Source organism: Nocardiopsis sp. B62, assembly GCF_018070675.1.
Lineage (GTDB): Bacteria > Actinomycetota > Actinomycetes > Streptosporangiales > Streptosporangiaceae > Nocardiopsis > Nocardiopsis prasina.
Map to the genome: position 1 here is coordinate 90,214 of NZ_JAGPXK010000019.1, position 12,679 is coordinate 102,892.

Below are 12,679 nucleotides of genomic sequence, written 5' to 3' on the forward strand. Positions count from 1 at the left end.
GAACTGGGCCGATTCGAGCTGTCGTGGGCGGTGCACCGGGCGGGGGCGGGGCTCGGGGGCGGGAGGTGGCGGTCAGCCCCAGCCGGGCGCGTCCAGCCGAAGGCTCCCGAAGAGGCGGGCCGACCGTCGGTCGGATCGGCGGTACGCGGCCGGAGGGGACCGGCCGAGGTTGTCGAGGGACGTTCGGTCAGGGACACGGATGAGCGCGCCTGCCGGGCGCCGACCAGGCGGCGGAGCTCACGGGCCGTGCAGGTGCTACCCGAGGTGATGTCGAGAACGCGCAAACAGTTCCAAGGAAGCACCGCTTTCGATAGGATTCGAATACTTGTTCGAATGCCTGGCCGTACTTCCCCACGGGTGGGCCCTTCCGGCGGTGTGCGCTCGTACACGGCCGGACACCAGCAGGAGGAGTCGGTCGATGGTGGGGGGAACTGTCGTGGGACGGTACTTCGGGGCGAAGGTCGCGGTCGTCGAGGACGAGGGCCGACCCACCCGTTTCACCTGGGAGGGCCGGGTGTACGGCATACGCAGGATCATCGACCACTGGGTCACGCTGCGCCGCGACTGGACCCCCGGCGCGGGTTCCCAGGTGCCCGAACGCGGACACTGGCGGGTGGAGGCGGGTTCGGCCTACGCGCAGGGTGTGTACGAGCTCCGGCACGACACCTCCACCGGCGAGTGGTCGCTCAGCCGGGTGTGGGGCTGAGCGCAGACCGCTGGAGCCACCGCGGTCGCGTCGGGGAACCGGGGGCCACCGGTGGTCGGGGGCTCGGGGCGGTGGCCGTCACGGCCCGACCCGGTCGGGAAGGGGAAGCAGCCCCGGGCCACGGCCGACATCGCCCGGGACGAGGCCGAACGAGGCCAGGTCCGACCTGCCCTCGTGCAGGGGCATCGCGTTGCGGTCGGTGCCCTCGCGGACGAAACCGGCGGCCTCGGCCACCCGGCACGAACCGGTGTTGCCCGTGGCGGCCTTGAGCTCCACCCGCTGGAAACCCTGCCCGAGGGCCCACCGGGACACGGCCACGACCGCCTCGGTGGCCAACCCACGGCCACGGCCCCACGGCGAGATCCAGTAACCGATCTCGGTGACCATGGCGGCCCACTGCGTGCGCAGCAGCGCCACGGAACCGGTGAACCGGCCCGTCGCCCTGTCCACCACGGCCCAGTGCTGGCCGTCGCCGCCGGTCCGGATGGCCGGGGCGACGTTCAGACAGAAGTGCTCCGCCGACTCCCGGGTGTAGGGCAGCCCGGGCGCGGGCAGCGGAATCCACCGCTGGAGCTCGGGGTCCACGCACGAGGCGTGCACGTCGTCGATGTCGTGTTCGAGCAGGGATCGCAGGCGCAGGCGCTCGGTCTCCAGGATGACCGCGGGCATGATCGGAGCGCTCTGGACTGTGGCCATGCGTGTGTTCCCCCTGTGCGTACGAACCGCCGGGTGGTTCCGGGCACCGATCAAGATACGGCGTCACACGGGCGTGTGGAACCGGGTTCCGTCAACCCGCACCCCTGCTCGTCCCGGCGGTGGGGTGCCGGAACGCCCCACCGCCACGGGGTTCAGAGCAGACCGTTGACGACCCTCTGGCGGATGACCGTGTCGAACACCTCGGAGAAGGTGTTGCCCGGACACTCGGTCTGGAGCCAGTCCCGGTGTCGGGCCACCGCCTCCTGCTCGGTCGCCGCACCGGTGTCCGGGTGCACGTACTCGATCCGCTCGGCCGCGTCCACGCCGGTGAGGGCGCACAGGACCCGCAGGACGTCCACCAGCGAGTCCTGGGCCGCCTGCGTCGGCAGCTCGTGGGTGAAGTCGCCGAGCAGGCACACGCCGATGTTGCCGTGGTTGAACCCGAACGCGTGGCCGGCCGTCACCGACTCCGCCAGGCCCGGCAGGGGGACCCCTCGGAAGATCGGGAGGCCGCCACCCGAGTGGCGACCCTCGTAGATCCCGCCCTCGGGGTCGATCAGCAGGTGGTAGCCGACGTCGCCCCACTCCTGCTGAACGGCGTGCAGGTGGTAGACGGCGCGCACGTCCGCCGAGTGGTCGTCCGTGGTCGCCATCGCCGTGTGGTGCACGGTCAGCGCCTGAACCGGGTGGAACTGGGCGGCCCAGAGGTCGTTGCCGTCCTCGTCGAAGCGCAGCGACTCGTCGGCGCCCCACCCCGCCCGGGTGCGCACCCGCAGGACGGAACCGCCGGAGAGGGTGGTGACCCCCTCGTCCTCGGCGGAGAGCGACACCCGCTCCTGTCCGCCGAGCCGCAGCTCCTCACCGTCGTGCAGGTTCAGGGCGGTCAGGTCGGCGCCGTCCGCGCCGCGCACCTCGTAGCCGGTCGCTCCCTCGGGGGCGCGCGCCATGGCCGAGGCCGAGGGAGGCAGGTGCTCGGGTCCGGCCGTGTGGAAGTGCAGGTCCTGCCAGCCGCCCAGTCCCTCCGCGGTCTCGAAGCGCACCGCGGCGTTCTCGGAGACGGCGTCGGGCGCCTGGGTGGCGGAGACGAGGTCGAAGCGGCGCTTTGGGCGGACGATGGCACCGGTGGCGTCGGCCGGTTCGCTGAGGATCCTGGGCGCCGTCAGGGCGGCGGAGGACTCCCCAGTGGTCCGTGCGGAGGCGGTGGCGGAGGCGAGCAGCGCGGGGGCGAACGCGGAGAGGCCGGTCACGGTGGTGGCACCGGCGAGGAAGTGACGCCGTCGCATGGCGAGTTCCGTTCCGTTTGGGGGTGGGTACCGGGATCAGGGGTGTTCGGGTACCGGCAAAGAGTGCCACAGGGCCGTGTCGCACGGCGTTCGACGCGCTTGCGAGGCGGGACCGGCCCAGGCCGAAGCCCACAGCCCGCTCCGCCCCCTGGTGGTCCCCTGGGCTCAAGGAGGTGGACGGGAGCGGGTCGAGGTCCGGTCCTGGCCGCAACCCGCTCCCGGGACGAGCCGAAAGCCCTCCCCTGGGCCGATACGTGGATCTGAGAACCAGAAAATGTACGGAGGGTGTTCGACTGGTCGCACAGCGAGATTGCGTGGTGTGTATGCTCCTTCGTGCCCGTCGTTTCCCCTGTTCAGTTGGGGTTACTAGGGTGTTGCCGAGTAGGCCTCCGGGGCCCCGTGCCGTGCCTCCACGGGGTGACGTAGGGCCGCGAACCGGGCGCGAACCCCCTCCGGTTCCCGTCCGGGACTCCCGTACACAGCCCGTCCCCACGCCTTCTCTGGCACAGTTGATGGTGACTTGAGGACCCCGGCACTTCCGCTGGGGCGAGCCGTTCCGGGTCGGGGGGACCCGTGCGAGCGGCATGACCGCCGCGGACTACGCTGGTCCGAATCCCTAACGGACCAGGTGGAACCGGGCAGCTCACAGACCTCTTCTTCTCTTCTCTTCTTCGGGGAGCGATCATGACCAACGACGACCGCGAGGAATCCCGTCGCGGTGAGCAGGAGGGCGCGTGGCAACGGGGCAGCGGACCCGTGCCCGGCCTCGGCGGACTCCTGGACGGACTGCCCGAGAGCGGCAAGGGTGCGCAGGCGCGCGAACCCAGACCCCCTGCGCCGCCGTACAACCCCTTCCGGAGCACGTCCCCGGGGTCGGAGCCCCCACCCCCGTCCGGACACTCCGCAGCCGAGCCCGCGCCCACGGCCTTCACCACTCGGCCGCAGCAGACCAGGCAGCAGGCGCATCCGGAACCCCGGGCCCAACACACGCCCGCGCACACGTACGAGCCCTCCGTCGCCCCCGAGCGCGATCCCCGGTTCAACGTCATCCCCTTCCGTTCGGGCAACCGCCACCCCGGTCCCGCGCAACCCGAACACCCTTCCCCGGCCCCTTCCCCGGCCCCGGCCGCCCAGCCCGAACCCGCGACCCCCGAGTCCCCGCGGACCGAGCCCGAGCTGCCAGAACCCACCACGAACCCCGGCCAAGCGGACGAGAACCGTCCGGCCACCGACCCGAAGCAGAGCGACACCGTGCACGCACACGAAGCAGCGGCACCCTTGGAGGTACCGCAGCACCCGGGTCCGCGCCAGCGGACCGAACCGGAGGAACCACAGGGGGCGCCGGCGCCGGCCCTGGTCCCCGCCATCCAGGCGGCCCGCGAGGCGCTCAACGCCGAGGCACAGAGCGCCGCGGGGGCCCGGGAAGTCCCGGAAACACCCGGTGACGACGTCTGGAGCGACGCGGGCCACGCCTTCGACGACGCCGAGCGCGCCGCCGTCTACCGGGCCATCCGCGATCGCCGGGACGTCCGTGCCGGGTTCCTGCCCGAGCCGGTCCCCACCGACATCCTCACCCGAGTCCTGGAGGCGGCCCACCAGGCGCCCAGTGTGGGGCACACGCAGCCGTGGGACTTCCTGGTCATCGACGACCCCGAGATCCGGGCCCGGGTTCGTGACCTCGCCCAGACCCAGCGCGACGCCCAGGGCCACACCCGGCCGGGCACCCGCGCGCAGGCGTTCTCCGGGCTCAAGGTCGAGGCGGTGCTGGAGAGCCCGATCAACATCGCGGTCACCGTCGACCCCAGCCGCGGACCGCACAGCCCCGGTCGGCACTCCAAGCCCGCCTCCTACTCGGCCGCGCTCGCCGTGGAGAACCTGTGGCTGGCGGCCCGGGCGGAGGGGCTCGGCGTCGGCTGGGTCGCCTTCACCGACGAACGCGACGCGGCCAGCGTCCTCGAACTCCCCTCCCACCTCGAACTCGTCGCGTACCTGTGCGTCGGCTACGTCGAGGACTTCCCCACCGAACCCGAACTCAGCCTCGTTGGCTGGGCCAGGGGACGCCCCCTGTCCTGGGCCGTGCACCGCGACCGCTACGGGCGCCGAGGTCTGCCCGGCCAGGAGCCGACCACCCTGCTGGAGGAGACCATCACCGCCATCGGAGCGCCCAACGCCCGAGCCGTGGAGGAGGCCAGGGACCGACAGGACCGCATGACCAAGCCGCGCGGTTCCCTCGGAGTCCTGGAGGACGTCTCGGTGCGGCTCGCCGGGCTGGCGGGGGAGTGCCCGCCGCCGGTGCCCGAGCCCGCGGCCGTGGCGGTCTTCGCCGGTGACCACGGGGTGTACGCCCAGGGTGTGACCGCCTGGCCGCAGGAGGTCACCGCGCAGATGGTGCGCAACTTCCTGGACGGCGGGGCCGTGGTCAACGCCTTCGCCGAGCAGGTGGGCGCCGAGGTGACCGTCGTGGACGTCGGTGTGGTCGGGGACCTGGCGGGCGGCACCGGCCTGCTGCCGCGCAAGGTCGCTCGGGGGACCGCCGACTTCACCCAGGGCCCGGCGATGACCCGGGACCAGGCGCTCCAGGCACTGGAGGCGGGCATCGAGATCGCCCGCGACCTGGTGTCGGCGGGAAACCGCTGCCTGGTCACCGGCGACATGGGGATCGGCAACACGACCCCGGCCGCCGCTCTGGTCTGCGCGTTCACCGGAGCGGACCCCGCCACGGCGACCGGCCGGGGGACCGGCGCGGACGACGCCACCTATGAGCGCAAGGTGGAGGCCGTGCGCCAGGCGCTGAAGGCCAACCCCGTGGACGAGGCGGACCCGATCGGAACCCTCGCCGCGCTCGGCGGCCTGGAGCACGCCGCACTGGCCGGGTTCGTCCTGGGCGGGGCGGCGCTGCGGGTGCCGGTGCTCCTGGACGGCGTGATCGCCGGTTCCGCCGCGCTCGCGGCCGCCGCGATCTCGCCGGACTCCCTGAGCGCCTGCTTCGCCGGGCACCGCTCCACCGAACCCGGTCACGCGATCGCCCTGGATCACCTCGGCCTCACACCGCTGATCGATCTCGAGATGCGCCTGGGTGAGGGCTCCGGGGCGCTGCTCGCGCTGCCGATGCTCCAGGGTGCGGTGCGCGCGCTGCGCAACGTCGCCACCTTCGACACCGCTGGTGTGACCACCGGCCAGTGAACTGACCGGGCGCGGGCCACCCGTGGGTGCTGACCCCCGCACGGGCTCGGGAAGACGACGGCAGGGGACCCCGCCACCGAGGAGGTGGGCGGGGTCCCCTGCCGTCGGGATCATCCGACCTGTTACGCGTAGCAGTGCCAGTGCCAGGGCCAGTGCCCGTGGGGCGGTCGGCGTGGATGACGCCCTCGCAGGGCCATGCGAGGGCGTGACGCGTGCCCGGGCCGGTGCATCGCGGTCCCGGAGACCGCCGCGACGGGGCCCTCACGAGGCCGGTTGGGTCTTCCGGACTCCGGGGGCCTCCCGAGAGGCCGTGCCCGCCCACACACCCTGAGGCGGGCTGGGGCGGCCCGATGCGGCGCGCGTCACGCCGGTCCGCCCCCGCCCCTTTACCTCCACGTGATGCCGCGTTGGCAGGCTACTTTGGAGCCAACACCGAACATCGCTGGCGGCGCGCCGGGCCCGTCCGCGCGCGCACCCCGTCGACGGAGCCGGGGGCCGGTGCGGACGACCGAAAGGGTGCGATCCGTGACCTATCTCCTGGGCCTGCGCATGCGGGACCGCGACGTCCTCGTCGTCGGAGGCGGGAGGGTGGCCCAACGCCGGGTCCCCGTCCTGCTGGAGGCCGGTGCCCGCGTCACCCTCCTCGCCCCCGAGGTGTCAGCTGCGCTGGAGGACCTCGCCGACGCCGGGCGCCTCACCTGGCTCCGCCGCTCCTGGGGGCCGGGTGACGTCAGCGGCCCCGACGCCCCGGCCTACTGGCTGGTGCACGCTGCCACGGACTCCCCGGAGGCAAACGCGGCGATCGCCGAGGAGGCCGAGGCGTCCCGCATCTGGTGCGTTCGCGCCGACGACCGCCACTCCTCCTCCGCCTGGACCCCGGCCAGCGGCTCCGCCAACGGCGTCACCGTGGGCGTCGTCGCCTCGGGTGACCCCCGTCGCTCCGCCGGGTTGCGCGACGCGGTCGTCGACGGTCTGGCCGACGGCACCCTGGACGCCAGGCGCGGTCGCGAGCGCCTGCGCGGCGTCGCCCTCGTCGGCGGCGGCCCCGGCGATCCCGGGCTCATCACGGTGCGCGGCCAGCAGTTGCTCTCCCAGGCCGACGTCGTGGTGGTGGACCGCCTCGCCCCGACCCCGCTCCTGGACCGCCTCCCCTCGGAGGTCGAGATCGTGGACGCCTCCAAGATCCCCTACGGGCGTTCGATGACACAGGACGACATCAATTCCGTCCTCGTCGAGCGGGCCCGCGAAGGCAGGTTCGTAGTCCGGCTCAAGGGCGGTGACCCCTTCCTCTTCGGCCGGGGCGGTGAGGAGGCCGCCGCCTGCGCCGCCGCCGGTGTTCCCGTGATCGCCGTCCCCGGTGTGACCAGCGCCCTCGCCGGACCGGCGAGCGCCGGCATCCCCGCCACCCATCGGGGTGTGGCCCAGGACGTGCACATCGTCTCCGCGCACGTCGCCCCCGACGACGCCCGCTCCACTGTGGACTGGGCCGGGCTGGCCAGGGCGGGTGGGACGCTGGTCGTCCTCATGGGGGTGCAGCGCATCGAGGCCATCGCGGACGCCCTCGTCGAGCACGGGCGCTCCCCGGACACACCCGTCGCCGTGGTCCAGGAGGCCACGCTGCCGGGTCAGCGAACGGTGACGGGTACGCTGGCGGACATCGCCGCCTCGGTCCGATCAGCCCAAGTGCGGCCCCCCGCCGTGGTGATCATCGGAGAAGTGGTCAAAACTGCGCGGGATCTTGACATACTGCACACGGGAGTCCAGTTCGAGACCGATCGACTGGCAACCGGGCGCGATCTCCAGTGAGACCCCCACGACGGTGAGCGAGAGCCGCGCCGACGGGGGATTTCCCAGTACCGATGAGGAGGGCATACCGATCATGACCCGGCCGTCGGCCGCACCGAACGCCTCGGGCGAGGGTGCCTCGGACCGGTTCGGAACCGGACCGGACGCCGCCTCCGCCCAGCCCGCCGCACCGGGCTCCGCATCCGCCCCGCTGGCCGGAGTCCCCGACAGCGAACGCCGGGGACCCACCGTCCCCGTGCCCGTGAGGCCCGCCAAGCACCGCGCCCCCACCAACGAGGACGACCGCTTCGAACAGGTACTGGAGTCCCTGCGCAAGCAGATCCGGGACCTGGAGTTCGCCGAGGGACTGGCCGGAGCCGAGGACGGGCAGGCCCTCCAGGCCGACGTCCTGGCCCAGCTCTCCGACTACGTGCTGCCCCGCGTGCGCCGCCCCGACATCCCCCTGCTCATCGCCGTCGCCGGCTCCACCGGCGCGGGGAAGTCGACCCTGGTCAACAGCCTGGTCGGCGAGCAGGTCACCACCACCGGCGTACGCAGGCCCACCACCAACAGCCCGGTGCTGGCCTGCAACCCGGCCGACGTCGACTGGTTCAGCGAGGCGTCCTTCATCCCGTCCCTGCCCCGCGTGCGTCAGCAGGGTCTGGCCATGCCCGGCAAGGACGGCATGCTGGTGCTCGCCGCGACCGAGGCCATGCCCCCGGGTGTGGCCCTGCTCGACACCCCCGACGTCGACTCCGCCGTCGCCGCCCACCACGAGTTCGCCGCCAAGTTCCTGGACGCCGCCGACCTGTGGGTGTTCGTCACCACCTCCGGCCGGTACGCGGACGCCCGCGTGTGGGAGTTCCTCCAGGTGGCCCGGGACCGCGACACCTCGTTGGCCGTCGTGCTCTCCCGCGTGCCCCGCAAGGGACGCCGCCAGCTCCTGGACCACTTCGGCGCCATGCTGGAGGCCAACGGTCTGGGCGCCGCCGCCCGCTTCGCCATCCCCGAGACCGACCAGATCGAGGGCGAGCGCTTCACCTCCAACGTCGCCGACCACATCCGCGAGTACCTGGCGGACGTGGCCGGTGAGGCCGAGCAGCGCGACCGGGTGTCCCGGCGCACCTTCATCGGGGTCATCGACAGCTTCCGCACCCGTGTCCCCGAGCTGGCCCGCCAGGTCGAGGCACAGATCGAGACCGGGCGCACTCTGGGCGCCTCCGTCGACGACGCCTACGTCGGCGCGATCGACCGGATCGACACCGCCCTGGGAAACGGCTCACTGCTGCGCGGCTCCCTCCTTGCCCGGTGGCAGGAGGTCGCGGCCAGCGGAGAGCTCGCCAGGAGCCTGCGCCTGCGCGGCAAGAAGTCCCGCAAGGGCCGCGCCGAACAGGCCGAGCGGGGCCAGCGGGTCAGCGCCCTGGAACGCGCCGTCCGCGACTCCCTGGAGGCCCTGGTGGTCTCCGCCAACGACCGCGCCTGGGACCGGATCGAGGAGCAGTGGCGGGACGTCCCCGGCGGGGGCGAACTGGCTGACCAGGCCCTCGACCAGCCCGGCAGGGGAATGCTCGCCAAACAGGTCCGCCAGGAGATCGCCGAGTGGCAGCGCGGGATCGCGGAGATGACCGCGGCCAACGGCGCCACCAAGCGGTCGGTGGCCCGGTTCGTCACCTTCGACCACGACGTCGTCGCGCTGGTCATGATCATCGACCTGCTCGGCTACGAACGATCCCACTCCGGAGGCGGCGCCCACGTGGCCGACACCTCCGGTCCGTCCCCACAGCGCCTGCTCAAGGGGCTGTTCGGCGCCCAGTCGTTGCGCAGCATCGGCGGGTCCGCGAGGGAGGACCTGCGCCAGCGGGTCCTCGGGCTGCTCTCCCACGAGCGCGTGCCCTTCGACCACGCCCTGTCCAAGGCGGGCATCCCGTCCGACGACACCGCCGTCCAGCTCTATCAGGCCACGTACAACCTTGAGATCGCACGATGACAACTCAGTGGAACCCCGCGCACGCGGGTGACGCCGGTCCGGACCGGAACCGAGCCGAGGGCGCGGAGCGCGAGCCCGCGCCCGCCGGGCGGGGTTCGGAGGAGCGCGGCGCAGCCGCACGGGGTTCCGCCGCGAGCCCCTGGAACGACGCCCCCGCGACGTCGTCGCCGGACCCGGACCGGTCCGCCGGAGCCGAGGAACCCGCTCCCTACCAGAGCGGACCCTGGCGCGGCTACACGATGCCGGTGCCCGAGCACCCCGAGCACGCCGAGGAGCGGGAACGGGCAGCGGAGGAGAACTCCGCCTACGACCCACCCGCCTACGACGGGATTACCGGCTACCCCGACCCGTCCGGGACCGGGGCGGCTCAGGGCGCGACCCAGAGGGCGGTGCCCGACGAGGGCGCGGACGAAGAGGGGGCCGGGGCCGACGACGGCACCGTGCCCACCGACTCGCGCCCCGAGTCCGCCGAGTCGGCCGGGGCCCGCCAGCGCAGGTTCGGACGCCACGCGCGCTCCTCCGCCCAGGTGGCCGAGGGGACGGAGGCGAACGGGACCGCGCAGCGACGCCGTCAGGGCGACGCGGACCAGGACGACGACCCGGACGGACTCGCGGGCTGGGTCGGCAGCCTCACCGAGGCGGCCGACGACACCCGCATCGCCGGACGCCACACGGGAAGTTTCCCGGTGGTCACCCCGGAGACCGAGCGCCCCGAGGACCAGGGTGAGCGCAGCCGTGGCGAGAACGGACGGGACCGGGCCGAGGGCGGGCAGGGCGAGCGCGGGCGCGGCAGACGCGACCGGGTCGGCAGTGATCGCGACGGTCACGACCCCGAAGAACGTGAGCGGGACGAGCCGGACCAGCCCGACGGGCAGGAGGGGACGCGACGTCCGCACACCTCCCGTCCGACCCCCGGTGTGGCCCAGCCCGCCACCGCCACCTGGGTTCCCGGACCCGAGGACGAGAGCGTCGCCGACGATGCCGAGGAGGAGCGAGGGGAACCGGGCGAGACCGCCACTCCTGGCACTGCCGACGCCGGGTTCGACCTCCTCGACGACGAGGGCGCCGCCCGCGCGGCCGCCTCGGAGACCTCGGCCAAGCCCACCGTCGACGAGTCCACCGACGTTCCGCAGGGGGAGGAGGCGGCCGACGACGGCCCCGAACCCCTTCCCCGCCGGGTTCCCGGACCCTCAGCGGTCTCGGGGGCCTTCCGGGCGATCGGTGGCGACACCGTCGCAGCCGAACCCGCGTCCGGTTCCGCGTCCAGCGCCGAGGGCACCGCCCCGGAGGAGGACGACGAGGAGTACCGGCCCACCAGCGGTGACCACTGGCAACCCACCAGCACCACCAGCCGCGCCGAGCTCATCGAGCGCCTGGACGCCTTGAACACCCTGACTGAGCTCGGTCAGGGCGACCTTCCCGAGAAGGTCCTCGGCCAGGCCAGCCAGCTGCTGGACCACGCCGGTGCCCGCCTGCGCCTGTCCGGGGACCACACCGTCGTGGCCCTGGCCGGAGGCACCGGGAGCGGCAAGTCGTCGCTGTTCAACGCCCTGTGCGGTCTCGAACTCTCCCAGACCGGCGTCACCCGCCCCACCACCTCCAAGGCCCACGCCTGTGTGTGGGGCCACGAGGGCGCGGACGCGCTCCTGAGCTGGCTGGGCGTGCCCACGCGCTACCGCCACTCGCGCACCGGGGTCCTGGACACCAGCAACTCCGAGCTCACCGGACTGGTCCTGCTCGACCTGCCCGACCACGACTCGGTCCGCAGCATGCACACCGCCGAGGCCGACCGGCTCATCGGCTCGGTGGACCTGCTCGTGTGGGTGCTCGACCCGCAGAAGTACGCCGACGCCGCCGTCCACCACCGCTACCTGGCCAAGATGGCCGGGCACGGTGCGGTCACTGTCGCCGTTCTCAACCAGGTGGACCGGGTCGCTCCGGACGAGCTGGAGGAGCTCCTCACCGACCTGCGCCGGCTCCTGGAGACGGAGTCCGGTGTGCACCCGAGGGTGATCACCACCTCCACTGTCACCGATCAGGGCATCCGCGAGGTGCGGGAGTTCCTGGGTGAGACGGTCGTCGAGCGCCGGGCCCTGGTCGACCGCCTGGTCGCGGACCTGGACCAGGTGATCGTCCCCTTCGAGGAGTTCTACGGCGAGGGCGAGGTCCCCGCGACGGTCTCCGCCGAGGTGCGGTCCCAGGTGCAGGAGGGGCTGGCCAAGGCGGCCGGGGTCACGGCCGTCGCGGACGTCGTCGAGACCAACGACGTGCGCCGGGGCAAGCGCAGGGTCGGCTGGCCGGTGGCCCGCCGCGCCGCCAAGCTGCGCAAGGACCCGCTCGCCGCGGTCCAGCTGGACTTCCTGCGCCGGGACGAGCCGGGCGTGGGCGGACCGGTGGACGCGCACGAGGCCGAACTCGAGACCGCGCTGGGCGAGGCGGCCGACGAGGTGTCCGAGGGGATGCCCGGTCCGTGGCGCCGCCGGATGCGCGCGGCCGCACGCAGTGGCGTCTCCGAGCTGCCGGGCGAACTCGGTGAGGCGGTCGCCGGTGCGGTCGGTGACCCCGACCGCAGCCCGTCGTGGTGGCGGATGGCCCGGACCGTGCAGTACGTGCTGCTCGCGGTGGCCGGGGCGGGGTTCGCGTGGGCCGTGGTGTCCCTGCTGAGCTGGCTCGGCGGCGGCATCACCGGGCTGCGTATGTTCGACGACCCCGTCTTCGTCGCCTACGCGGGCGCCGTGGTCGTGGCCGGTCTGTTGGTGGGCTGGCTGACCGGGGTGGGCTGCGGGAACCTCGTGGAGGTGGCCGCCGTCCAGCGCCGCGAGGAGGTGGAGCGCACGGCTCAGACGCGGGTGCGGGAGATCGCCGGGCGTCGGGTCGTGGCGCCGATGGAGGAGGAGCTCGCCCGCTACCGGGCCTTCCGGGCCGCCTACGAGGTGGCGCGGACCCAGGACTGAGCCACGGCCCCGCGGGGCCGGTCGGCCCCGGAAGGGGCGCGGACCGCGGCGGCTGGACAAAGGAGGGCCGGTCGGGGGCGAACCC

General features: G+C 73.4%; 7 protein-coding genes. 5 read left to right on the plus strand and 2 right to left on the minus strand.

Annotated elements, in window-relative coordinates; genetic code table 11:
• The first annotated feature begins 418 nt into the window (after positions 1-418).
• Positions 419-706, plus strand: coding sequence for a DUF6504 family protein (locus KBX21_RS19300; RefSeq protein ID WP_049579872.1), 288 nt, complete (start codon positions 419-421; stop codon positions 704-706).
• A gap of 78 nt (positions 707-784) precedes the next feature.
• Here KBX21_RS19300 and KBX21_RS19305 read toward each other — a convergent pair whose 3' ends face one another.
• Together KBX21_RS19305 and KBX21_RS19310 are read right to left on the minus strand one after the other, a co-directional pair.
• Positions 785-1,402: a GNAT family N-acetyltransferase gene (locus tag KBX21_RS19305; RefSeq protein ID WP_049579869.1), complete on the minus strand. Its 618-nt coding sequence runs from the start codon at positions 1,400-1,402 to the stop codon at positions 785-787.
• A gap of 152 nt (positions 1,403-1,554) precedes the next feature.
• Entirely contained in the window at positions 1,555-2,685 is a 1,131-nt protein-coding gene (locus KBX21_RS19310; RefSeq protein ID WP_210842775.1) for a peptidoglycan recognition family protein, read from the minus strand.
• Positions 2,686-3,369: 684 nt separating this feature from the next.
• Between KBX21_RS19310 and cobT the strand changes: the two genes are divergently transcribed.
• From cobT to KBX21_RS19330, 4 genes are all read left to right on the plus strand, one after another.
• Positions 3,370-5,868, plus strand: a complete 2,499-nt coding sequence (cobT, locus tag KBX21_RS19315; protein ID WP_210842776.1) for a nicotinate-nucleotide--dimethylbenzimidazole phosphoribosyltransferase — start codon at positions 3,370-3,372, stop codon at positions 5,866-5,868.
• A 525-nt stretch (positions 5,869-6,393) separates the two neighbouring features.
• On the plus strand, positions 6,394-7,674 hold the full coding sequence (gene cobA / locus KBX21_RS19320; protein ID WP_210842777.1) for a uroporphyrinogen-III C-methyltransferase: 1,281 nt from the start codon (positions 6,394-6,396) through the stop codon (positions 7,672-7,674).
• 73 nt (positions 7,675-7,747) lie between these two features.
• A complete protein-coding gene (locus KBX21_RS19325) occupies positions 7,748-9,640 on the plus strand; it encodes a dynamin family protein (protein ID WP_210842779.1) in 1,893 nt (630 codons plus the stop codon).
• A complete protein-coding gene (locus tag KBX21_RS19330; protein WP_210842786.1) occupies positions 9,637-12,594 on the plus strand; it encodes a GTPase in 2,958 nt (985 codons plus the stop codon). The genes KBX21_RS19325 and KBX21_RS19330 overlap by 4 nt, the downstream gene beginning before the upstream one ends.
• The last annotated feature ends 85 nt before the right edge of the window (positions 12,595-12,679 follow it).